This window comes from Planomonospora parontospora, from assembly GCA_014647935.1.
In the GTDB taxonomy this organism is placed as follows: domain Bacteria; phylum Actinomycetota; class Actinomycetes; order Streptosporangiales; family Streptosporangiaceae; genus Planomonospora; species Planomonospora parontospora.
In genome coordinates, this window is record BMQD01000003.1 from 237,051 (window position 1) to 259,728 (window position 22,678).

Consider the following 22,678-nt stretch of genomic DNA (forward strand, 5'->3'; position numbering starts at 1 on the left):
CCGATGAGGATCCGCCCGCCGGGTTATGATCCGGCGATCGGGGACCTTCCGGTCGGGTACGGCGGGGCCGTACGCGATCTCCGGTCCACCGCCCGGCCGCGTGACGGGAGACGAGCATGGCAGTGGGGGCCGGCAGGCCGTCTCGCCCGCTGAGGGTCGCCGGGCTCGTGCTCGGCGTGCTGATCGCCGTGCTGCTGGCGGCGGCCCTGTGGATCGGCGGGCAGCTACGGGACGCGCAGGCGGCGGCGGACGACCGGGAGGCGGCGCTGCGCGCCGCGGGGACGCACGCGATGAACCTGCTCTCGGTGGGCTACCGGACCGTCGACGCCGACGTCGGGCGCATCCTGGACACCTCCACCGGACCGGCCAGGGCCGAGTACGTCAGGACCGCCGAGGCGCTGCGCAGGACCACGACGGAGGAGAAGGTGGTGCAGACCGGCGCCCTGCGCGCGGTGGGACTGGTCTCGCTGAGCGGGGACACCGCCCGGGTGATGGTGGTCGGGGACGCCGTGATCGAGTGGGAGGGGAGCAAGAACGCTCCGCAGGAGCGGTTCTACCGCTGGACCATGGAAGTCACCAGGACCGGGGGGAAGTGGCTCGTGTCGAGGGCGGAGCTGGTCCCGTGACGAGGGTTTCCCTGGTGGTCGGCGGGGTACTGACCGCCGTGGCGCTGGTGCTCGCGGGGGCGGTCGGCGTCATGCTGGTCGACCTCGACCGGCTCCGCGCGGACGAGGAGGCCGGGAGGGAGGCGCTCGCGGCGGTCCGGTCGGTCGCCCCGGACATGCTGTCCTACGACCACCGCACGATCGAGCAGGATCTGGCGAGGGCCGCGGGCTACGCCACGGGAGAGCTCACCGAGCACTACAGGAGGCTCTCCACGACCTTGGCGCCGACGGCCAGGCGGCAGCAGGCGGTGCAGTCGGTGGCGGTCTCGGGCGCGGCGGTGGAGTCGGCCGGGAGCGACCGGGTCGAGGTGCTGCTGTTCATGAACGTGAGCACGGTGAAGACCCCGGCGGGGGAGAAGGCGCCGCGCAGGCAGGTCAGTCAGAGCCGGGCCCGCTTCGTGATGGTGAAGAAGGGCTCCAGGTGGCTGGTCGCGGAGCTGTCCACGCTGCTCGGAGATCCTCCGCCGCCGTGATCTCCCCGTCCGGGCATGGCGCGTTACCCAATTGTTGGTAAATCCTGTGTTTGAGAAACCTGCGGTCAGGGGTACACCCACCACGGCAGCGTCGATCGTCGGTCGGTTATCGGCCGGAGGTCGAGCCGCCGGGCGTCCGGGCGTTAACCTCTCCGGGGCGCGGGCATCGTCTGGAAGCCGACGGTGTGCCCGGCCGGCCGGAGGGAGAACTCCCAGCGTCCCGGCGGTTCCACGGCTGGAAGGCGGGATCCCGGGCTTGACGTTTCGGCTCCGACGAGCGATGCTGCGACCAACGTGGAGCATGCAGCGAGACTGAAGTGGACAGGCGTGTGCCGTTCGGCTACACTGCCCCTTTGCGCTGCCCTTTGACGACCCGCTTCTTTTGGTGCTCTGATGCATGGTCGTCTGGCGTGCGTGTAGTCAGTCCGCCGCGAGCCCTCGGAAGGACATCTGTTGGCAGCCTCGCGCAACGCCTCCGCCGTACCCGCTGGTCCCCGTCGTGTGTCTTTTGCACGGATTCAGGAGCCGCTCGAAGTTCCTGACCTTCTCGCCCTGCAGACCGAGTCCTTCGACTGGCTGCTCGGCAACGAGAAGTGGAAGGGGCGGGTCGAGGCGGCTCGCCAGGCCGGGCGCAAGGACGTTCCGGCCCAGTCGGGTCTCGAAGAGATCTTCGAGGAGATCAGTCCCATCGAGGACTTCTCCGGAACCATGTCCCTGTCGTTCCGGGACCACCGGTTCGAGCCGCCAAAGTACTCAGTCGATGAGTGCAAAGACAAGGACATGACCTACTCCGCCCCGATGTTCGTCACGGCGGAGTTCATCAATAACACCACTGGTGAGATCAAGAGCCAGACCGTGTTCATGGGCGATTTCCCGCTCATGACCGGGAAGGGTACCTTCATCATCAACGGCACCGAGCGTGTCGTGGTCTCCCAGCTGGTCCGGTCCCCGGGCGTCTACTTCGATCGCAGCATCGACAAGACCTCCGACAAGGACCTGTACGGCTGCAGGGTGATCCCCTCCCGGGGCGCCTGGCTCGAGTTCGAGATCGACAAGCGCGACAGCGTCGGCGTCCGCATCGACCGCAAGCGCAAGCAGGCCGTCACGGTCCTGCTCAAGGCGCTGGGCTGGACGAACGAGCAGATCCTCGAGCGCTTCGGTCAGTACGAGTCGATGCGCGCCACCCTGGAGAAGGACCACACGGCCGGCCAGGACGACGCCCTGCTGGACATCTACCGCAAGCTGCGTCCGGGCGAGCCTCCGACCAGGGAGTCGGCGCAGACCCTGCTCGAGAACCTGTACTTCAACCCCAAGCGCTACGACCTGGCCAAGGTCGGCCGCTACAAGATCAACAAGAAGCTCGGGGCCGACAGCGACATCACGCAGGGGACGCTGACCGAAGAGGACATCGTCGCCACCATCGAGTACATCGTCAAGCTGCACGCGGGCGAGGTCTCGATGAACGGCGCCTCCGGCCGGGAGGTCGTCGTCGAGACCGACGACATCGACCACTTCGGCAACCGCCGTCTGCGCACCGTCGGGGAGCTCATCCAGAACCAGGTCCGCCTGGGCCTGGCCCGCATGGAGCGCGTCGTCCGCGAGCGGATGACCACCCAGGACGTCGAGGCGATCACGCCGCAGACCCTGATCAACATCCGCCCCGTGGTGGCGTCGATCAAGGAGTTCTTCGGCACCTCCCAGCTGTCGCAGTTCATGGACCAGACCAACCCCCTGGCCGGGCTGACGCACAAGCGCCGCCTGTCCGCACTGGGTCCCGGCGGTCTGTCCCGTGAGCGCGCGGGCTTCGAGGTCCGTGACGTGCACCCCTCGCACTACGGCCGCATGTGCCCGATCGAGACGCCGGAAGGACCGAACATCGGTCTGATCGGCTCGCTGGCCTCCTTCGGCCGGGTCAACTCCTTCGGGTTCGTGGAGACGCCGTACCGGAAGGTCGTCGACGGGCGGGTCACCGACCAGGTCGACTACCTCACCGCCGACGAGGAGGACCGGTACGTCATCGCCCAGGCGAACACGCCGATCGGCTCCGACGGCGCCTTCCTGGAGGACCGCGTGCTCGTCCGCCGTAAGGGCGGCGAGTTCGAGTCCCTGCGGGCGACCGAGGTCGACTACATGGACGTCTCGGCGCGCCAGATGGTGTCCGTGGCGACCGCGATGATCCCGTTCCTCGAGCACGACGACGCCAACCGCGCGCTCATGGGCTCCAACATGCAGCGCCAGTCGGTGCCGCTGCTCAAGAGCGAGGCTCCGCTGGTCGGCACCGGCATGGAGTACCGCGCCGCCACCGACGCCGGCGACGTCATCACCGCCGACAAGGCCGGTGTGGTGGAGGAGGTCTCCGCCGACTACGTCACCGTCATGAACGACGACGGCACCCGCACCACCTACCGGGTCGCCAAGTTCAAGCGTTCCAACCAGGGCACCTGCTTCAACCAGAAGCCGATCGTGGCCGAGGGCGACCGCATCGAGGTCAACCAGGTCATCGCCGACGGCCCGTGCACGGACGACGGCGAGATGGCACTCGGCAAGAACCTCCTGGTGGCGTTCATGCCGTGGGAGGGCCACAACTACGAAGACGCGATCATCCTGTCCCAGCGCCTGGTCCAGGACGACGTCCTCTCCTCGATCCACATCGAGGAGCACGAGGTCGACGCGCGCGACACCAAGCTGGGCCCCGAGGAGATCACCCGGGACATCCCGAACGTCTCCGAGGAGGTCCTGGCCGACCTCGACGAGCGCGGCATCATCCGGATCGGCGCCGAGGTCGTCCCCGGCGACATCCTCGTCGGCAAGGTCACGCCCAAGGGCGAGACCGAGCTGACCCCCGAGGAGCGCCTGCTCCGCGCGATCTTCGGTGAGAAGGCGCGCGAGGTCCGTGACACCTCCCTCAAGGTGCCCCACGGTGAGCAGGGCAAGGTCATCGGCGTCCGCGTGTTCAGCCGTGAGGAGGGCGACGAGCTCCCCCCCGGCGTCAACGAGCTGGTCCGCGTCTACGTGGCCCAGAAGCGTAAGATCACCGACGGTGACAAGCTCGCCGGCCGCCACGGCAACAAGGGCGTCATCTCCAAGATCCTGCCGGTCGAGGACATGCCGTTCCTCGAGGACGGCACGCCGGTCGACATCATCCTCAACCCGCTGGGCGTGCCCGGCCGAATGAACGTCGGCCAGGTCCTGGAGACCCACCTCGGGTGGATCGCCGCCAGAGGATGGGACATCTCGGGCATCGAGGAGGCGTGGGCCGAGCGGCTGCGCGACAAGGGCTTCGGCCAGGTCGCCCCGCGCACCAACGTCGCCACCCCGGTGTTCGACGGCGCCAGCGAGGAGGAGATCGTCGGCCTGCTCGACAACACCCTGGTCAACAGGGACGGCGGGCGGATGGTCGGCGAGAACGGCAAGGCCCGGCTGTTCGACGGCCGGTCCGGCGAGCCGTTCCCGCACCCGATCTCGGTCGGCTACATCTACATCCTGAAGCTGCTCCACCTGGTCGACGACAAGATCCACGCGCGGTCGACCGGTCCTTACTCCATGATCACGCAGCAGCCGCTGGGCGGTAAGGCCCAGTTCGGCGGCCAGCGGTTCGGCGAGATGGAGGTGTGGGCGCTGGAGGCGTACGGCGCCGCCTACGCCCTCCAGGAGCTGCTGACGATCAAGTCCGACGACGTCCTCGGCCGGGTGAAGGTCTACGAGGCCATCGTCAAGGGCGAGAACATCCCCGAACCGGGCATCCCCGAGTCGTTCAAGGTCCTCATCAAGGAAATGCAGTCGCTGTGCCTGAACGTCGAGGTGCTCTCCAGCGACGGCATGTCCATCGAGATGCGGGACACCGACGAGGACGTCTTCCGCGCGGCGGAAGAGCTCGGCATCGACCTGTCCCGGCGCGAGCCGAGCAGTGTCGAAGAGGTCTGATCTAGAAGCTGAGGAGGGGAATACAAGTGCTGGACGTCAACTTCTTCGACGAGCTTCGGATCGGCCTCGCGACGGCCGACGACATTCGCCAGTGGTCGCACGGTGAGGTCAAGAAGCCCGAGACGATCAACTACCGGACCCTCAAGCCCGAGAAGGACGGACTCTTCTGCGAGAAGATCTTCGGCCCGACCCGGGACTGGGAGTGCTACTGCGGTAAGTACAAGCGCGTCCGTTTCAAGGGCATCATCTGCGAGCGCTGCGGCGTCGAGGTGACCCGTGCCAAGGTACGGCGTGAGCGGATGGGCCACATCGAGCTGGCCGCGCCCGTCACGCACATCTGGTACTTCAAGGGTGTCCCGTCCCGGCTGGGATACCTGCTCGACCTGGCCCCGAAGGACCTCGAGAAGGTCATCTACTTCGCGGCCTACATGATCACGCACGTCGACAAGGACCTGCGTGAGCGCGACCTGCCGTCGCTCGAGGCGAAGATCTCCGTCGAGCGCCAGCACGTCGAGCAGCGCCGCGACGCGGACGTCGAGGCCCGGCAGAAGAAGCTCGAGTCCGACCTGGCCGAGCTGGAGGCCGCCGGCGCCAAGGGCGACCAGCGCCGCAAGGTCCGCGAGGGCGCCGAGCGCGAGATGCGCCAGCTCCGCGACCGGGCCCAGCGCGAACTGGACCGGCTGGACGAGGTCTGGAGCCGCTTCAAGAACCTCAAGGTCCAGGACCTCGAGGGCGACGAGCTGCTCTACCGCGAGATGCGCGACCGCTTCGGCCGCTACTTCCGCGGCGGCATGGGTGCCCAGGCCATCCAGGAGCGCCTGTCCAACTTCGACCTCGAGGCCGAGGCAGAGAACCTCCGCGAGACGATCCGCAGCGGCAAGGGCCAGAAGAAGGCCCGCGCGCTCAAGCGTCTCAAGGTCGTCTCCGCCTTCCTGAACACCCGCAACTCGCCCAACGGCATGGTCCTGGACTGCATCCCGGTCATCCCGCCGGACCTGCGCCCGATGGTGCAGCTCGACGGTGGCCGGTTCGCGACCTCGGACCTGAACGACCTGTACCGCCGGGTGATCAACCGGAACAACCGCCTCAAGCGGCTTCTCGACCTCGGCGCGCCCGAGATCATCGTGAACAACGAGAAGCGGATGCTCCAGGAGGCCGTCGACGCGCTGTTCGACAACGGCCGCCGCGGCCGTCCGGTCACCGGGCCCGGCAACCGGCCCCTGAAGTCCCTGAGCGACATGCTCAAGGGCAAGCAGGGCCGCTTCCGCCAGAACCTCCTGGGCAAGCGAGTCGACTACTCCGGCCGTTCGGTCATCGTCGTCGGCCCGCAGCTGAAGCTGCACCAGTGCGGTCTGCCCAAGCAGATGGCGCTGGAGCTGTTCAAGCCGTTCGTGATGAAGCGCCTGGTCGACCTGAACCACGCGCAGAACATCAAGTCGGCCAAGCGCATGGTGGAGCGGGCCCGCCCGGTCGTGTGGGACGTCCTCGAAGAGGTCATCACCGAGCACCCCGTGCTGCTCAACCGCGCGCCCACCCTGCACCGCCTGGGCATCCAGGCCTTCGAGCCGCAGCTGGTCGAGGGCAAGGCCATCCAGATCCACCCGCTCGTCTGCACCGCGTTCAACGCGGACTTCGACGGCGACCAGATGGCCGTCCACCTGCCGCTGTCGGCCGAGGCCCAGGCCGAGGCCCGCATCCTGATGCTGTCCACCAACAACATCCTGAAGCCGGCCGACGGCAAGCCGGTGACCATGCCCACCCAGGACATGATCATCGGTCTCTACTCCCTGACCACGATCAAGGACGACGACGAGAACGCCGTCGGCGCGGGACGGGTCTTCGGCTCGGTCTCCGAGGCGCTCATGGCCTTCGACCGGCGCGAGCTGGACATCCAGGCCAAGATCCAGATCAGGCTGAAGGGCGACGTCCCGCCGCCTCGCGGCTGGGCGGCTCCCGAGGGCTGGGAGCCGGGCGACTCCTACCGCCTGGAGACCACGCTGGGCCGGTGCCTGTTCAACCAGACGCTGCCGGCGAACTACCCGTACGTGAACTTCCAGGTCGGCAAGAAGCAGCTCTCGGTCATCGTCAACGAGCTGGCGGAGAAGTACCCGAAGGTCGAGGTCGCGGCCGCGCTGGACGCGCTCAAGGACGCGGGCTTCTACTGGGCCACCCGCGCCGGTGTGACGATCTCCATCGAGGACGTCATCGCGCCGCCGAACAAGGCCGAGATCATGGAGTCGTACGAGCGCCGGGCCGACAAGGTCCAGCGGGAGTACGAGCGCGGTCTCATCACGGACGAGGAGCGCCGTCAGGAGCTCATCGAGATCTGGACGCACGCGACCAGCGACGTGACCGACGACATGCAGAAGGCGTTCCCGAAGACCAACCCGGTCTGGATGATGGTCCAGTCGGGCGCCCGAGGAAACCTGATGCAGGTCCGCCAGATCTCCGGCATCCGCGGTCTGGTGTCCAACACCAAGGGCGAGACGATCCCGCGGCCGATCAAGGCCTCGTTCCGCGAGGGCCTGTCGGTGCTGGAGTACTTCATCTCCACCCACGGACAGCGAAAGGGTCTGGCGGACACCGCGCTGCGGACCGCCGACTCGGGTTACCTGACCCGTCGTCTGGTGGACGTCGCGCAGGACGTCATCATCCGCGAGATCGACTGCGGCACCGACCGCGCGGTCCCGCTGCACGTCGGTGAGCGCGACGCCTCCGGCAACCTCGTCAAGGCGGAGAACGCCGAGAGCAACGTGCACGGCCGCATCCTGGCCGAGGACGTCGAGGTGGACGGCAAGGTCATCGCGTCGGCGGGCGTCGACATCAACGACAGCCACGTGACCGCGCTGGTCGAGGCCGGTGTGGAGACCGTCAGGACTCGCAGCGCGCTCGTCTGCGAGGCCAAGATCGGTGTCTGCGCCACCTGCTACGGCCGTTCGCTCGCGACCGGCAAGCTGGTGGACGTCGGCGAGGCGGTCGGCATCATCGCCGCCCAGTCGATCGGTGAGCCGGGCACGCAGCTGACGATGCGGACCTTCCACACCGGTGGTGTGGCGGGTGCGGACATCACCCACGGTCTGCCCCGTGTGCAGGAGCTCTTCGAGGCGCGCATCCCCAAGGGCGTCGCCCCGATCAGCGAGGCCGAGGGCCGGGTCCGCATCGACGAGACCGACAAGACCCGGAAGATCGTGATCACGCCGGACGACGGTTCGGACGAGATCGCCTACCCGGTGTCGATGCGGTCGCGTCTGCTGGTCTCCGACGGCCAGCGGGTCTCGGTCGGCCAGCAGCTGATCGCCGGTGCCGTCAACCCCAACGAGGTGCTGCGCATCCTCGGCCCGCGGGCCGTGCAGCTGCACCTGGTGGCCGAGGTCCAGCAGGTCTACCGCTCGCAGGGTGTGTCGATCCACGACAAGCACATCGAGATCATCGTGCGCCAGATGCTCAAGCGCGTGAACGTGCTGGAGTCCGGTGACACGGACATGCTCCCCGGTGAGCTCGTCGAGCGGCCGCGCTTCGAGCGGATGAACCGCGAGTGCGTGGCGGAGAGCGGTACGCCGGCCTCCGGCCGTCCGGTCCTCATGGGCATCACCAAGGCCTCGCTCGCCACCGAGTCCTGGCTGTCGGCGGCGTCCTTCCAGGAGACCACCCGGGTGCTCACCGACGCGGCGATCCACGCCAAGTCGGACTCGCTCCTCGGTCTCAAGGAGAACGTCATCATCGGAAAGCTCATCCCGGCCGGTACCGGCATGCCGCAGTACCGCAACATCCGGGTGGAGCCCACCGAGGAGGCCAAGGCCGCGATGTACACCGTCGGCGGCTACGACGGCTCGGCCGCGGACTACACCTTCGGCTCGGGCTCTGGTGAGGCCGTGCCGCTGGAGGAGTACGACTTCGGCCAGTACAACCGCTGACCTCTCGGTCGCGGGCAGGTCCTGAGCGGCGCCCGGGTCCCTTCGGGGACCCGGGCGCCGTATCTGTTGGTACGGCTTGACCTGATCTTTGCGGCGGAAGCTGTACGTTATGAGGAGAACGGCCGGAGAGGTCGTCCGCAACGGGTAAACTCATGCGGGGACCCGACAGCGATCGGCCGGAAACCGGTCGCGGGAGCCATGACACGGATTCGGACGCTTGCGACAGCGCCCGGCAGGTGCAGCGGTTTTGACGTGTTGCGCTTGACTGGGTAGTCTCTATCTTCGTGCCCGTGGCTTCATGGGCCCTCACGCGTGCGCGTCGGCAGGTTTCCCACGGGGAGTCGACGGAGGCGCCGTGTGGTCTCCTCCACTGGGCCGGCCTAGCTCGGGAGTGGCGCGACAAGAGCGCGACACGCCCGACCGCGTGGGTCGGAGTGGACGGAAAACCAGCAGGTCATGACACCGGCAGTACCTGCGAAATGAACGACCATTCGAATTACCGGCAAGCACGAACGGAGACGCGGTGCCTACGATTCAGCAGCTGGTCCGCAAGGGCCGCCAGGACAAGGTCACCAAGACCAAGACCCCGGCGCTCAAGGCCAGCCCCCAGCGACGCGGCACCTGCATGCGCGTTTACACCACGACCCCGAAGAAGCCGAACTCGGCGCTGCGCAAGGTCGCGCGTGTCCGGCTCACCAACGGCATCGAGGTCACGGCCTACATCCCGGGTGTCGGTCACAACCTCCAGGAGCACAGCATCGTGCTCGTCCGCGGTGGTCGTGTGAAGGACCTGCCGGGTGTTCGCTACAAGATCATCCGTGGTTCGCTCGACACCCAGGGTGTCCGCAACCGCAAGCAGGCCCGTAGCCGTTACGGCGCGAAGAAGGAGAAGTAAGAATGCCTCGCAAGGGTTCTCCTGGCCGTCGTCAGCTCATGGCTGACCCGGTCCACAACTCGCCGCTGGTCACCGCGCTCATCAACAAGGTGCTCCTGGACGGCAAGCGCTCCATCGCGCAGTCGATCGTCTACGGCGCACTGGAAGGGTGCAAGGAGAAGACGGGCAACGACCCGGTCGTCACCCTGAAGCGCGCGCTGGACAACGTCAAGCCCACCCTCGAGGTCCGCAGCCGCCGTGTCGGTGGCGCGACCTACCAGGTCCCGGTCGAGGTGCGCGCCGCGCGCAGCACCACCCTGGCCCTGCGTTGGCTGGTGCAGTACTCCCGCGCCCGCCGCGAGAAGACCATGACCGAGCGCCTCATGAACGAGCTCCTCGACGCCAGCAACGGCCTCGGCGCGAGCGTCAAGAAGCGCGAGGACACCCACAAGATGGCCGAGTCCAACAAGGCCTTCGCCCACTACCGCTGGTAACAGCGGGTTCGACGAGACGACGAGGACGCGAGAGAAGTGGCCACCACGACCGCTCTTGACCTGGCCAAGGTCCGCAACATCGGGATCATGGCCCACATCGACGCGGGCAAGACCACGACGACCGAGCGCATCCTGTTCTACACCGGTATCACGTACAAGATCGGTGAAGTCCACGAGGGCGCAGCCACCATGGACTGGATGGAGCAGGAGCAGGAGCGTGGTATCACCATCACCTCCGCTGCCACCACCTGCGAATGGCTCGGCCACACGATCAACATCATCGACACGCCGGGTCACGTGGACTTCACCATCGAGGTGGAGCGCTCGCTGCGCGTCCTCGACGGTGCCGTCGCCGTGTTCGACGGCGTGGCGGGTGTCGAGCCCCAGTCCGAGACGGTGTGGCGTCAGGCCGACCGTTACGGCGTGCCGCGCATCTGCTTCGTCAACAAGATGGACCGGGTCGGCGCGGAATTCCACCGCTGCGTCGACATGATGGTCAACCGCCTGAACGCCACGCCCGCCGTCATCCAGCTTCCCTGGGGCGTCGAGGCCGGCTTCAAGGGCGTCATCGACCTGGTGAAGATGAAGGGCCTGCTCTGGAGCGCCGAGGCGGCCAAGGGCGAGATGTACGAGACCGTGGACATCCCGGCGGACCACGCCGAGGCCGCCCGCGAGTGGCGTGACAAGCTCGTCGAGACCGTCGCCGAGCACGACGACGAGCTGATGGAGCTCTTCCTCGAGGGCGTCGAGCCCACCGAGGAGCAGCTGGTCGCGGCCATCCGCCGCGCCACGCTGGCCAGCGCCATCAACCCGGTCCTGACCGGCACCGCGTTCAAGAACAAGGGCATCCAGCCCCTGCTCGACGCGATCGTCGCCTACCTCCCCGCGCCGACCGACATCCCGGCCTTCAAGGGCCACGCGGCCGGCAACGAGGAGCAGGTCGTCGAGCGTCACGCGGACGTGAACGAGCCGTTCTCCGCACTCGCCTTCAAGATCATGAGTGACCCGCACCTGGGCCGGCTCACCTACATCCGCATCTACTCGGGCACGCTCGAGACCGGCACCGCTGTGGTCAACTCGGTGAAGGGCAAGAAGGAGCGGATCGGCAAGATCTACCAGATGCACGCGAACAAGCGCGAGGAGCGCCCGTCCGCGCACGCCGGTCAGATCGTCGCCGTGATGGGCCTGAAGGACACCACCACCGGTGACACCCTGTGCGACCCGGCCAACCCGGTCGTCCTGGAGTCGATGACGTTCCCGGCCCCGGTCATCAACGTCGCGATCGAGCCCAAGACGAAGAGCGACCAGGAGAAGCTCAGCACCGCCATCCAGCGGCTGGCCGAGGAGGACCCGTCCTTCCAGGTCCGCCGGGACGAGGAGACCGGTCAGACGGTCATCTGGGGCATGGGCGAGCTTCACCTGGAGATCCTCGTCGACCGGATGCGTCGCGAGTTCAAGGTCGAGGCCAACGTCGGCCGGCCGCAGGTGGCCTACCGGGAGACCATCCGCCGCAAGGTGGAGAAGGTCGACTACGTCCACAAGAAGCAGACCGGTGGTTCCGGCCAGTTCGCCAAGGTCATCATCGACATTGAGCCGCTGGGCGAGGGCAACGACGGGTACGAGTTCGAGAACAAGGTCTCCGGTGGCCGCATCCCGCGGGAGTACATCCCGTCGGTCGACGCGGGTGCCCAGGAGGCCGCCGAGTTCGGTGTTCTCGCCGGTTACCCCATGGTCGGGGTGAAGGTCACCCTGCAGGACGGCGCCTACCACGAGGTGGACTCGTCCGAAATGGCCTTCAAGATCGCTGGCTCGATGGCCTTCAAGGAGGCCGCGCGCAAGGCGGACGCCGTAATCCTGGAGCCGGTGATGGCCGTCGAGGTCATCAGCCCCGAGGACTACATGGGTGACGTCATCGGTGACCTCAACGGTCGCCGCGGGCAGATCCGGGCGATGGACGAGCGCGCAGGCGCCCGTGTCGTCCAGGCGATCGTGCCGCTCTCTGAGATGTTCGGCTACGTGGGCGACCTCCGTAGCAAGACGCAGGGACGTGCGAGCTTCAGCATGCAGTTCGACTCCTACGCGGAAGTGCCCCAGCACATCGCCAAGGAGATCGTCGCGAAGGTCCGGGGCGAGTAGTTCTCTGCCAGGCCGGCCCCTCCGGGGCCGGCCTCCCCGAACCCGAGTGAAAAGACGAAAGTCAAGTCAGAATCTCTAAGGAGACAGACCAGTGGCCAAGGCCAAGTTCGAGCGGACCAAGCCGCACGTAAACATCGGCACCATTGGGCACATCGACCACGGCAAGACCACTCTGACCGCGGCGATCACCAAGGTGCTCCACGAGCGTTTCCCTGAGCTCAACGAGGCGACCCCGTTCGACAAGATCGACAAGGCGCCCGAGGAGAAGGCTCGTGGTATCACGATCTCCATCGCCCACGTCGAGTACCAGACCGAGAAGCGCCACTACGCCCACGTGGACTGCCCCGGTCACGCCGACTACGTCAAGAACATGATCACCGGTGCGGCCCAGATGGACGGCGCGATCCTCGTGGTCGCCGCCACCGACGGTCCGATGCCGCAGACGAAGGAGCACGTCCTCCTGGCCCGCCAGGTCGGCGTCCCCTACATCGTCGTGGCCCTCAACAAGGCCGACATGGTCGACGACGAGGAGATCCTGGAGCTCGTCGAGCTCGAGGTCCGCGAGCTGCTCTCGGCTCAGGAGTTCCCCGGCGACGACCTGCCGGTCGTGCGCGTCTCCGCTCTGAAGGCCCTTGAGGGCGACCAGAAGTGGGGCGACAGCATCATCGAGCTGATGACCGCCGTCGACGAGAACGTGCCCGAGCCGACCCGTGACGTCGACAAGCCGTTCCTGATGCCGATCGAGGACGTCTTCTCGATCACCGGCCGCGGCACCGTCGTGACCGGCCGTATCGAGCGCGGCATCGTCAAGGTCAACGAGACCGTCGACATCATCGGCATCAAGCAGGAGAAGACCACCACCACGGTCACCGGCGTCGAGATGTTCCGCAAGCTGCTCGACGAGGGCCAGGCCGGTGACAACGTCGGTCTGCTCCTGCGCGGCATCAAGCGTGAGGACGTCGAGCGCGGCCAGTGCATCATCAAGCCGGGCACGACCACCCCGCACACCGAGTTCGAGGCCCAGGTCTACATCCTGGCCAAGGACGAGGGCGGCCGCCACACGCCGTTCTTCAACAACTACCGTCCGCAGTTCTACTTCCGTACGACTGACGTGACCGGTGTCGTGAACCTCCCCGAGGGCACCGAGATGGTCATGCCCGGTGACAACACCGAGATGACCGTCCAGCTCATCCAGCCGATCGCGATGGAGGAAGGCCTCAAGTTCGCGATCCGTGAGGGTGGCCGCACCGTCGGTGCGGGCAACGTCACCAAGATCCTCAAGTAGTACGACCACGGGGCGGCGGCCGGCTCTCGCAAGAAGAGGCCGGTCGCCGCGCCGCGCGGGGCTCCCGTGGCTCCACACGCGACCCACGAACCGTGATCTCGCAGCTGCTTCGGCCGGATGTGACCGAAGCGACTGCCAGATCACGGAAGAAAGCGCAGATCTCGAACGTCTGCTACGTGGGGACAGGAGACGGACCGGACCGCCGGAAGGCGTGACGGGCCCGGATCCGCATATAGCGGCCGCCGGCCGCATGTAACTTTTTCAGACGACAGCGAAGGACACCGAGGCCATTATGGCGGGACAGAAGATCCGCATTCGGCTCAAGGCCTATGACCACGAGGTCATCGACGTTTCGGCCAAGAAGATCGTCGAGACGGTGACGCGGACTGGCGCTAAGGTCGCGGGCCCGGTTCCGCTGCCGACGGAGAAGAACGTGTACTGCGTCATCCGCTCGCCGCACAAGTACAAGGACAGCCGCGAGCACTTCGAGATGCGCACGCACAAGCGGCTGATTGACATCATCGACCCGACGCCGAAGACGGTCGACTCGCTCATGCGACTCGACCTCCCCGCCGGCGTTGACATCTCGATCAAGCTCTGAGGGAACGCACTGACATGGCTAAGCAGATCAAGGGCGTCCTGGGCAAGAAGCTCGGCATGACCCAGGTCTTCGACGCGGACAACCGCATGGTCCCGGTGACCGTGGTCGAGGCCGGTCCGTGCGTCGTGACCCGCGTCCGCACCCCCGAGAAGGACGGCTACTCCGCCGTTCAGCTCGGCTTCGGACAGGTCGACCCGCGGAAGGTCAACAAGCCGCTCGGCGACTACCTGCGCAAGCACGACATCACCCCGCGCCGTTACTTCACGGAGATCCGTACGGACGACGCGGCCGACTACACCATCGGCCAGGAGATCGCGGCCGACGCCTTCGAGGCCGGCCAGTTCGTCGACGTGACGGGCAAGAGCAAGGGCAAGGGCTTCGCGGGTGTCATGAAGCGTCACGGCTTCGGTGGTCTGGGCGCCTCGCACGGTACCCAGCGCAAGCACCGCTCGCCGGGCTCCATCGGTGGCTGCGCCACCCCGGGCCGCGTCTTCAAGGGCCTGCGCATGGCCGGTCGGATGGGCAACGTCCGCACCACCATCCAGAGCCTGAAGATCCACGCCGTGGACGCCGAGAAGGGCCTCATCCTCATCAAGGGTGCGGTTCCCGGCGCCAACGGCAGCCTGGTCCTCATCCGCACCGCTGCCAAGAAGGGGGCTGCCAAGTGAGCACCATTGACGTCCTCGACGCCAGCGGCACGAAGGCCGGCTCGGTCGACCTGCCCGAGGACATCTTCGGAGCCAAGGTCAACGTCCCGCTGATCCACCAGGTGGTCGTGGCCCAGCTCGCCGCTCGCCGGCAGGGCACCCACAAGGCCAAGACCCGCGGTGAGGTCAGCGGTGGCGGCAAGAAGCCGTACCGCCAGAAGGGCACCGGCCGCGCCCGTCAGGGTTCGACCCGCGCTCCGCAGTTCACCGGCGGCGGCACCGTCCACGGCCCGGTCCCGCGCGACTACTCGCAGCGGACCCCCAAGAAGATGAAGGCCGCCGCGCTGCGCGGCGCCCTCTCCGACAGGGCGAACGGCGGCCGCGTCCACGTGGTCAGCGGCCTGGTCTCCAGCGAGACCCCCAAGACCAAGGCGGCCCTCGAGTCGCTGCGGAAGATCACGCAGGCTCGTAGCGTCCTGGTCGTCGTCGACGAGGGCGACGAGCTCACCTGGATGAGCCTGCGCAACGCCCCGGAGGTCCACCTGCTGGACGCCGGGCAGCTCAACACGTACGACGTGCTCTGCTACGACGACGTCGTTTTCACTCAGCAGGCGTACGACCAGGTCGTCACGCGTCTGAGCAAGAGCGGGAAGGAAGACGCCTGATGGAGAAGATCGCCGACCCGCGCGACATCATCATCAAGCCGGTTGTCTCCGAGAAGAGCTACGGCCTGATCGACGAGCACAACAAGTACACGTTCCTGGTGCGGAAGACGGCCAACAAGACGCAGGTCAAGATCGCCATCGAGCAGATCTTCGGCGTCAAGGTGGCGAGCGTCAACACCATCAACCGCCAGGGCAAGCGCAAGCGGACCAAGTTCGGCTACGGCCAGCGCCCGAGCACCAAGCGTGCGATCGTGAGCCTGGTCGAGGGCGACCGGATCGACATCTTCGGTCAGGGCTGAACCGCTCGCCAGTAAGTGACGCGCCGAGCGCCCCCGCCGGGAGGCGGGGGCATTCGGCCGGATCAACCGACAAAGGATGAACGAAAAAGATGGGCATCCGTAAGTACAAGCCGACGACCCCGGGTCGCCGCGGCTCGAGTGTCTCGGACTTCGCCGAGATCACCCGCAGCACGCCCGAGAAGTCGCTGCTCGCCCCGCTGCACAGCAAGGGCGGCCGCAACGTCCACGGCCGGGTCACCACCCGCCACCAGGGCGGCGGTCACAAGCGCGCCTACCGGATCATCGACTTCCGGCGCCACGACAAGGACGGGATCCCGGCCAAGGTCGCTCACATCGAGTACGACCCGAACCGCACCTCCCGGATCGCGCTGCTGCACTACGCCGACGGGGAGAAGCGCTACATCCTCTGCCCGACCGGCCTCAAGCAGGGCGACAAGATCGAGAACGGCCCCGCGGCCGACATCAAGCCGGGTAACTGCCTCCCGCTGCGCAACATCCCGACCGGTACCTTCATCCACGCGGTGGAGCTCCGTCCGGGCGGCGGCGCCAAGCTGGGCCGGTCCGCCGGTGCGCAGATCCAGCTGCTCGCCAAGGAGGGCCAGTACGCCACGCTGCGTATGCCCTCCGGCGAAATGCGCCAGGTCGACGTGCGCTGCCGGGCCTCCATCGGCCAGGTCGGCAACGCCGAGCAGGGCAACATCAACTGGGGTAAGGCCGGCCGCATGCGGTGGAAGGGCAAGCGCCCCACCGTCCGCGGTGTCGCGATGAACCCGGTCGACCACCCGCACGGTGGTGGTGAGGGCAAGACGTCCGGCGGTCGTCACCCGGTCAACCCCAAGGGCAAGCCCGAGGGACGGACCCGTGCGGCGAACAAGGCCAGCGACCGCCTGATCATCCGTCGTCGGACCAAGCGGAAGAAGCGGTAGGAGCAGCCGAAATGCCACGTAGCCTTAAGAAGGGTCCCTTCGTGGACGACCACCTTCAGAAGAAGGTGGACGCTCAGAACGAGAAGGGCACCAAGAACGTCATCAAGACGTGGTCGCGGCGCTCCATGATCGTGCCCGACATGATCGGTCACACGATCGCCGTCCACGACGGCCGCAAGCACGTCCCGGTGTTCGTCACCGAGGCGATGATCGGTCACAAGCTCGGTGAGTTCGCGCCCACGCGGACCTTCCGCAGCCACGTCAAGGAAGACCGCCGCAGCCGGCGATAAGCGCCTGGGGAGAGGAAGCCGAGCCGCGAACGGCCGGAGGGCGAGAGCCGTACCGGTCGGGCAAGGCGAGGCGGACTCGCCCCATACGAAGCAGAAGGTAAGAGGAGTAAGCGATGGAAGCCAGGGCTCAGGTGCGATTCGCGCGCCACACGCCCATGAAGGCCCGCCGCGTGGTGGACCTCATTCGCGGGCTGCCCGCTTCGGAGGCGCAGGCCGTGCTGCAGTTCGCTCCCCAGTCGGCGAGCGAGACCGTGTACAAGGTGCTGTCCAGCGCCATTGCGAACGCGGAGCACAACTTCAACCTCGACCGTGACACGCTCGTCGTGAGCCGTGCCTGGGTCGACGAGGGCCCCACCCTGAAGCGGTTCCGTCCCCGCGCCCAGGGTCGTGCCTATCGGATCAACAAGCGGACCAGCCACATCACCGTGATCGTGGAGTCCCGCGAGCCGAAGGGGAGGACCCGCTAGTGGGTCAGAAGGTCAACCCGCACGGGTTCCGCCTCGGCATCACGACCGACTTCAAGAGCCGGTGGTACGCCGACAAGCTCTACAAGTCGTACGTGGCCGAGGACGTGGCGATCCGCCGCATGCTGAAGAAGGGCATGGAGCGGGCCGGCATTTCCAAGGTCGAGATCGAGCGGACCACCGACCGGGTTCAGGTCGACATCCACACCGCCCGTCCGGGCATCGTCATCGGCCGCCGCGGCGCCGAGGCGGACCGGATCCGGGGCGACCTCGAGAAGCTGACCAAGAAGCAGGTCCAGCTGAACATCCTCGAGGTCAAGAACCCCGAGATCGACGCCCAGCTCGTCGCCCAGGGCGTGGCCGAGCAGCTGTCCAGCCGTGTCTCGTTCCGGCGGGCCATGCGCAAGGCCATGCAGTCGGCCATGAAGAGCGGCGCCAAGGGCATCCGGGTGCAGTGCTCCGGTCGTCTGGGCGGCGCCGAGATGTCCCGCTCGGAGTTCTACCGCGAGGGCCGCGTGCCCCTGCACACGCTCCGCGCGGACATCGACTACGGCCTGTACGAGGCCCGTACCACCTTCGGCCGCATCGGCGTGAAGGTGTGGATCTACAAGGGTGAGGCTCCGACCAGCCGCGCCGAGCGTGAGGCGGCTGCCGCCGGCGCCCGTGCGGGCCAGCGTCGCGAGCGTGACGACCGTCGTGGCGGCGGCGCCGGTGGCGACCGTCCCCGTCGTGGTGGCGGCGCCGGTGGCGACCGTCCCCGTCGTGGCGGCGGCCGCGGCGACCGTGCACCCAGGACCGAGGCGGCTTCGCAGGCCGCCCCCGAGACCGGCCCGGCTGCGCAGCCGGGTGCTGAAGGGAGCTGACCATGCTGATCCCGCGCAGGGTCAAGCACCGCAAGCAGCACCGGCCCGACCGCAGCGGCGCCGCCAAGGGCGGCACGCGCGTCGTGTTCGGCGAGTACGGCATTCAGGCGCTTGAGCACTCCTACGTGACCAACCGCCAGATCGAGTCGGCTCGTATCGCGATGACCCGCCACATCAAGCGTGGCGGCAAGGTCTGGATCAACATCTACCCGGACCGTCCGCTCACCAAGAAGCCGGCCGAGACCCGCATGGGTTCCGGTAAGGGTTCGCCGGAGTGGTGGATCGCCAACGTCAAGCCCGGTCGCGTCATGTTCGAGCTCTCCGGTGTCGCCGAGCCGGTGGCCCGTGAGGCGCTGAAGCGGGCGATCCACAAGCTCCCGATGAAGTGCAAGGTCGTTAAGCGTGAAGTGGGTGAGGCGTGATGGCTAAGGGCCTGACCGCCGGTGAGCTGCGGGTGGAGGACCAGGACACCCTGGTCCAGAAGCTGAAGGAAGCCAAGGAGGAGCTGTTCAACCTCCGCTTCCAGGCCGCGACCGGCCAGTTGGAGAGCCACGGGCGGCTGCGCGCCGTCCGCCGCGAGATCGCCCGTATCTACACCGTGATGCGCGAGCGGGAGCTCGGCATTGTGACGGTTGAGAAGGAGTCGAGCGATGGCTGAAGCAACTGAGAGCACGACCGAGGCGCGGAACTACCGCAAGACCCGCGAGGGTCTGGTCGTCAGCGACAAGATGGACAAGACTGTCGTCGTCGCCGTCGAGGACCGCGTCAAGCACCGCCTGTACGGCAAGGTCATCCGCAGGACGACCAAGTACAAGGCGCACGACGAGGCCAACAGCTGCGGCGTCGGCGACCGCGTCCTCCTGATGGAGACCCGGCCGCTGTCGGCCAGCAAGCGCTGGCGGGTCGTCGAGATCCTCGAGAAGGCCAAGTAGCAACGCGCCTCGTGGGGGGTGGCAGGTCCACCCCCCACGACGGCGTCCAAGGGTGTGGGGGCTCGCCCCCGCACCGCCTGCGGCGGCGGTCGCCGGCCAGGGAGACCGGGCCCCGGACGGGCCGGTGCGTCACATGACGGACCGGCTGCGGGGTGCGGCGGACCCGGGCGGACGGGCTGTCGCCGGGGGAAAAAGACCACAGTAGGTTCCGCAAGGCTCGCCCGCCCGGGGCGAGAACCGGCGAGACAAACAGGAGTAGACGTGATCCAGCAGGAGTCGCGACTCAAGGTCGCCGACAACACGGGTGCGAAGGAAGTCCTCTGCATCCGGGTGCTCGGCGGCTCGGGTCGGCGCTACGCCGGTATCGGCGACATCATCGTCGCCACTGTCAAGGACGCCATTCCCGGCGGCACCGTGAAGAAGGGCGACGTGGTCAAGGCCGTCGTCGTCCGCACTGTCAAGGAGCGCCGCCGGCCCGACGGCTCCTACATCCGCTTCGACGAGAACGCCGCCGTCATCATCAAGGACAGCGGTGACCCTCGCGGCACGCGTATCTTCGGTCCCGTCGGCCGCGAGCTGCGTGACAAGAAGTTCATGCGCATCATCTCGCTCGCGCCGGAGGTGTTGTAAATGTCGAAGCTGCATGTGAAGAAGGGTGACCTGGTCCAGGTCATCGCCGGCAAGGACAAGGGTGCCAAGGGTCGTGTGATCGCCGCCCTCCCGCGCGAGGACCGCGTGGTGGTCGAAGGCGTCAACATGATCAAGAAGCACGTCAAGGAGAGCCTGCAGGGCCCGCGCGGCGCCAAGACCGGCGGCGTGCAGACCATGGAGGCTCCCATCCACGTGAGCAACGTCAAGAAGCTCAAGGATGACGAGAAGCCCGCCAAGAAGGCCGACAAGAAGGCCGACGAGTCGGGTGAGGACAACTGATGACTGCCACCTCTGAAGAGCGCACGCTCCCTCGCCTCAAGCAGCGTTACCGCGAGGAGATCGCCGCGAAGCTGCAGGAGGAGTTCGGGTTCGAGAACGTCATGCTGATCCCCACGATCACCAAGATCAAGGTGAACATGGGTGTCGGTGAGGCGGCCCGCGACTCCAAGCTGATCGAGGGCGCCGTCCGCGACCTCACGGTCATCACCGGTCAGAAGCCGGCCGTCGTGCGGGCCCGCAAGTCCATCGCCCAGTTCAAGCTGCGCGAGGGCATGCCGATCGGTGCGCACGTCACGCTGCGCGGCGACCGCATGTGGGAGTTCCTGGACCGTCTGCTGTCCCTGGCGCTTCCCCGTATCCGCGACTTCCGCGGCCTGTCGCCGAAGCAGTTCGACGGCAACGGCAACTACACCTTCGGTCTCACCGAGCAGGTCATGTTCCACGAGATCGACCAGGACAAGGTCGACCGGCAGCGTGGCATGGACATCACGGTCGTGACCACCGCCAAGACCGACGACCAGGGCCGGGCGCTGCTGAAGCACCTCGGCTTCCCCTTCAAGGAGGCCTGATCATGGCGAAGACGTCGCTCAAGGTCAAGGCTGCTCGCAAGGCCAAGTTCGAGGTCCGGGCCTACACCCGGTGCTCGCGCTGTGGTCGTCCCCGCGCCGTGTTCAGGAAGTTCGGCCTGTGCCGCATCTGCTTCCGTGAGATGGCGCACCGGGGCGAGCTGCCCGGCATCACCAAGTCGAGCTGGTAGTCGCGCGCGGTCTCCGCGATCCGTCGCGGGGCCGCGCGGCGCCGGCCGTACCAGAGAAGTCATATTCACCGGGCGCTGTTCGAAGAAAGCGCCCATGACCGCACCGTAGGTCCCCTGGGGAAACCGCGGTGAGGAAGGCCACCGGCCATGACGATGACCGACCCGATCGCAGACATGCTGACGCGTCTGCGAAACGCGAACTCGGCGTACCACGACACCGTGGCGATGCCGTACTCGAAGATCAAGGCGCACATCGCCGAGATCCTCCAGCAGGAGGGTTACATCCAGGCCTGGAGCGTCGAGGACGCCAAGGTCGGAAAGAACCTCGTGGTGGAGCTCAAGTTCGGGCCGAACCGTGAGCGTTCGCTCGCGGGCCTGCGCCGGGTTTCCAAGCCCGGCCTGCGGGTCTATGCAAAGAAGGACAACCTGCCTCGAGTCCTGGGCGGACTGGGCGTCGCGATCATCTCGACGTCCGGCGGCCTCATGACCGACAAGCAGGCCGGCAAGCGTGGTGTGGGCGGGGAAGTCCTCGCCTACGTTTGGTAGAAGGGAGGCATACAGCATGTCGAGAATCGGACGGCTGCCCATCCCTGTACCGAGCGGCGTCGACGTCACCATCGACGGTCGGGATGTCACGGTCAAGGGCCCCAAGGGCACGCTCTCGCACACGGTGGCGGAGCCGATCGAGGTCGCTCGGGCGGAGGACGGCACTGTCGCCGTCACGCGTCCCAGCGACGAGAACAAGGTCCGTGCGCTCCACGGTCTGTCCCGCACGCTGATCGCCAACATGGTGACGGGCGTGACCCAGGGATTCTCCAAGACCCTGGAGATCGTGGGCGTCGGTTACCGCGTCCAGGCCAAGGGTCCGACTCAGCTCGAGTTCGCCCTCGGTTTCAGTCACCCGGTGATCGTGGACGCCCCCGAGGGCGTCACCTTCCGCGTCGAGAAGCCGACGCTGTTCCACGTGGACGGCATCGACAAGCAGAAGGTCGGCGAGATCGCCGCGAACATCCGCAAGCTGCGCAAGCCCGACCCGTACAAGGGCAAGGGCGTGCGCTACCAGGGTGAAGTTATCCGCCGCAAGGTCGGAAAGGCTGGTAAGTAGGCATGGCTGGCAAGACTGCGTTCGGCAAGCACACGGCCGCCCGCGCCGTCTCGCGGGCCCGCCGCCACGGCCGAGTCCGCAAGAAGGTGGTCGGTACGGCCGCGCGTCCGCGCCTGGTCGTCAACCGCTCCACCCGACACCTGTTCGTGCAGATCGTCGACGACACCCAGGGCCACACGCTGGTGAGCGCCTCCACCATGGAGAGCTCGCTGCGCACGGCCGAGGGCGCCAAGACCGACAAGGCGAAGCAGGTCGGCGAGCTCATCGCTCAGCGGGCCAAGGCTGCCGGTATCTCCGCGGTCGTGTTCGACCGCGGTGGCAACCGCTACGCAGGCCGCCTCGCGGCCCTCGCGGACAGCGCACGCGAAGGCGGGCTGGAGTTCTGATGACTCCGTCCCGAGGATCGCAACTGATGGCCCGTATGACGAATGAGA

The 22,678-nt window shown here is 67.2% G+C and carries 26 protein-coding genes; all 26 read left to right on the forward strand.

The genetic code is table 11. The features are described 5' to 3' along the window. Positions 1 to 116: 116 nt before the first annotated feature. The 26 genes from IEZ07_RS06470 to rplR all read left to right on the forward strand — a co-directional run bounded on the left by IEZ07_RS06470 (position 117) and on the right by rplR (position 22,630). Positions 117 to 626 (forward strand): Rv1363c family protein, encoded by a 510-nt coding sequence (locus tag IEZ07_RS06470; RefSeq protein WP_191893940.1) that lies wholly within the window; start codon positions 117 to 119, stop codon positions 624 to 626. Continuing rightward, entirely contained in the window at positions 623 to 1,138 is a 516-nt protein-coding gene (locus IEZ07_RS06475; RefSeq protein WP_191893941.1) for a hypothetical protein, read from the forward strand. The genes IEZ07_RS06470 and IEZ07_RS06475 overlap by 4 nt, the downstream gene beginning before the upstream one ends. 453 nt (positions 1,139 to 1,591) lie before the next feature. Next, positions 1,592 to 5,062 (forward strand): DNA-directed RNA polymerase subunit beta, encoded by a 3,471-nt coding sequence (rpoB, locus tag IEZ07_RS06480; protein ID WP_191893942.1) that lies wholly within the window; start codon positions 1,592 to 1,594, stop codon positions 5,060 to 5,062. A 26-nt stretch (positions 5,063 to 5,088) separates the two neighbouring features. Then, on the forward strand, positions 5,089 to 8,976 hold the full coding sequence (locus tag IEZ07_RS06485; protein WP_068896529.1) for a DNA-directed RNA polymerase subunit beta': 3,888 nt from the start codon (positions 5,089 to 5,091) through the stop codon (positions 8,974 to 8,976). A gap of 523 nt (positions 8,977 to 9,499) precedes the next feature. Further along, the gene (rpsL, locus tag IEZ07_RS06490) at positions 9,500 to 9,871 is read left to right on the forward strand and encodes a 30S ribosomal protein S12 (RefSeq protein ID WP_012887826.1); all 372 of its coding nucleotides are present in this window, start codon (positions 9,500 to 9,502) and stop codon (positions 9,869 to 9,871) included. Positions 9,872 to 9,873: 2 nt separating this feature from the next. Then, positions 9,874 to 10,344, forward strand: coding sequence for a 30S ribosomal protein S7 (rpsG, locus tag IEZ07_RS06495; RefSeq protein ID WP_068896530.1), 471 nt, complete (start codon positions 9,874 to 9,876; stop codon positions 10,342 to 10,344). Positions 10,345 to 10,431: 87 nt separating this feature from the next. Then, positions 10,432 to 12,480, forward strand: coding sequence for an elongation factor G (fusA, locus tag IEZ07_RS06500; protein WP_239319644.1), 2,049 nt, complete (start codon positions 10,432 to 10,434; stop codon positions 12,478 to 12,480). A gap of 91 nt (positions 12,481 to 12,571) precedes the next feature. Next, entirely contained in the window at positions 12,572 to 13,765 is a 1,194-nt protein-coding gene (gene tuf / locus IEZ07_RS06505; RefSeq protein ID WP_068896531.1) for an elongation factor Tu, read from the forward strand. 292 nt (positions 13,766 to 14,057) lie between these two features. Beyond that, positions 14,058 to 14,366: a 30S ribosomal protein S10 gene (rpsJ, locus tag IEZ07_RS06510; RefSeq protein WP_030912931.1), complete on the forward strand. Its 309-nt coding sequence runs from the start codon at positions 14,058 to 14,060 to the stop codon at positions 14,364 to 14,366. 14 nt (positions 14,367 to 14,380) lie between these two features. After that, complete coding sequence (gene rplC / locus IEZ07_RS06515) at positions 14,381 to 15,034, forward strand: 50S ribosomal protein L3 (RefSeq protein ID WP_068896532.1); 654 nt, start codon at positions 14,381 to 14,383, stop codon at positions 15,032 to 15,034. Further along, positions 15,031 to 15,678 (forward strand): 50S ribosomal protein L4, encoded by a 648-nt coding sequence (rplD, locus tag IEZ07_RS06520; protein WP_191893944.1) that lies wholly within the window; start codon positions 15,031 to 15,033, stop codon positions 15,676 to 15,678. The genes rplC and rplD overlap by 4 nt, the downstream gene beginning before the upstream one ends. Next, positions 15,678 to 15,977 (forward strand): 50S ribosomal protein L23, encoded by a 300-nt coding sequence (gene rplW, locus IEZ07_RS06525; protein WP_068896534.1) that lies wholly within the window; start codon positions 15,678 to 15,680, stop codon positions 15,975 to 15,977. Before rplD ends, rplW begins: the two co-directional genes overlap by 1 nt. A gap of 89 nt (positions 15,978 to 16,066) precedes the next feature. Beyond that, positions 16,067 to 16,903, forward strand: coding sequence for a 50S ribosomal protein L2 (gene rplB, locus IEZ07_RS06530; RefSeq protein WP_068896535.1), 837 nt, complete (start codon positions 16,067 to 16,069; stop codon positions 16,901 to 16,903). Between the two features lie 11 nt (positions 16,904 to 16,914). Next, complete coding sequence (rpsS, locus tag IEZ07_RS06535; RefSeq protein ID WP_068896536.1) at positions 16,915 to 17,193, forward strand: 30S ribosomal protein S19; 279 nt, start codon at positions 16,915 to 16,917, stop codon at positions 17,191 to 17,193. A 113-nt stretch (positions 17,194 to 17,306) separates the two neighbouring features. Next, on the forward strand, positions 17,307 to 17,660 hold the full coding sequence (rplV, locus tag IEZ07_RS06540) for a 50S ribosomal protein L22 (protein ID WP_068896537.1): 354 nt from the start codon (positions 17,307 to 17,309) through the stop codon (positions 17,658 to 17,660). Further along, a complete protein-coding gene (rpsC, locus tag IEZ07_RS06545; RefSeq protein ID WP_068896538.1) occupies positions 17,660 to 18,520 on the forward strand; it encodes a 30S ribosomal protein S3 in 861 nt (286 codons plus the stop codon). Before rplV ends, rpsC begins: the two co-directional genes overlap by 1 nt. Before the next feature lie 2 nt (positions 18,521 to 18,522). Next, positions 18,523 to 18,942, forward strand: a complete 420-nt coding sequence (gene rplP, locus IEZ07_RS06550; RefSeq protein WP_068896539.1) for a 50S ribosomal protein L16 — start codon at positions 18,523 to 18,525, stop codon at positions 18,940 to 18,942. After that, positions 18,942 to 19,178 (forward strand): 50S ribosomal protein L29, encoded by a 237-nt coding sequence (gene rpmC / locus IEZ07_RS06555; protein ID WP_026214152.1) that lies wholly within the window; start codon positions 18,942 to 18,944, stop codon positions 19,176 to 19,178. Before rplP ends, rpmC begins: the two co-directional genes overlap by 1 nt. Then, positions 19,171 to 19,452 (forward strand): 30S ribosomal protein S17, encoded by a 282-nt coding sequence (gene rpsQ / locus IEZ07_RS06560; RefSeq protein WP_068896540.1) that lies wholly within the window; start codon positions 19,171 to 19,173, stop codon positions 19,450 to 19,452. Before rpmC ends, rpsQ begins: the two co-directional genes overlap by 8 nt. 261 nt (positions 19,453 to 19,713) lie before the next feature. Next, complete coding sequence (gene rplN / locus IEZ07_RS06565) at positions 19,714 to 20,082, forward strand: 50S ribosomal protein L14 (RefSeq protein ID WP_068896541.1); 369 nt, start codon at positions 19,714 to 19,716, stop codon at positions 20,080 to 20,082. A gap of 9 nt (positions 20,083 to 20,091) precedes the next feature. Continuing rightward, a complete protein-coding gene (gene rplX, locus IEZ07_RS06570; RefSeq protein WP_204054298.1) occupies positions 20,092 to 20,382 on the forward strand; it encodes a 50S ribosomal protein L24 in 291 nt (96 codons plus the stop codon). Further along, positions 20,382 to 20,951: a 50S ribosomal protein L5 gene (rplE, locus tag IEZ07_RS06575; protein WP_068896543.1), complete on the forward strand. Its 570-nt coding sequence runs from the start codon at positions 20,382 to 20,384 to the stop codon at positions 20,949 to 20,951. The genes rplX and rplE overlap by 1 nt, the downstream gene beginning before the upstream one ends. A gap of 2 nt (positions 20,952 to 20,953) precedes the next feature. Beyond that, positions 20,954 to 21,139, forward strand: coding sequence for a type Z 30S ribosomal protein S14 (locus IEZ07_RS06580; protein ID WP_068896544.1), 186 nt, complete (start codon positions 20,954 to 20,956; stop codon positions 21,137 to 21,139). A gap of 147 nt (positions 21,140 to 21,286) precedes the next feature. Continuing rightward, positions 21,287 to 21,685, forward strand: coding sequence for a 30S ribosomal protein S8 (gene rpsH / locus IEZ07_RS06585; protein ID WP_068896545.1), 399 nt, complete (start codon positions 21,287 to 21,289; stop codon positions 21,683 to 21,685). A gap of 16 nt (positions 21,686 to 21,701) precedes the next feature. Then, positions 21,702 to 22,244, forward strand: coding sequence for a 50S ribosomal protein L6 (gene rplF / locus IEZ07_RS06590; RefSeq protein WP_068896546.1), 543 nt, complete (start codon positions 21,702 to 21,704; stop codon positions 22,242 to 22,244). Positions 22,245 to 22,246: 2 nt separating this feature from the next. Then, on the forward strand, positions 22,247 to 22,630 hold the full coding sequence (rplR, locus tag IEZ07_RS06595) for a 50S ribosomal protein L18 (protein ID WP_068896547.1): 384 nt from the start codon (positions 22,247 to 22,249) through the stop codon (positions 22,628 to 22,630). Positions 22,631 to 22,678: the final 48 nt, after the last annotated feature.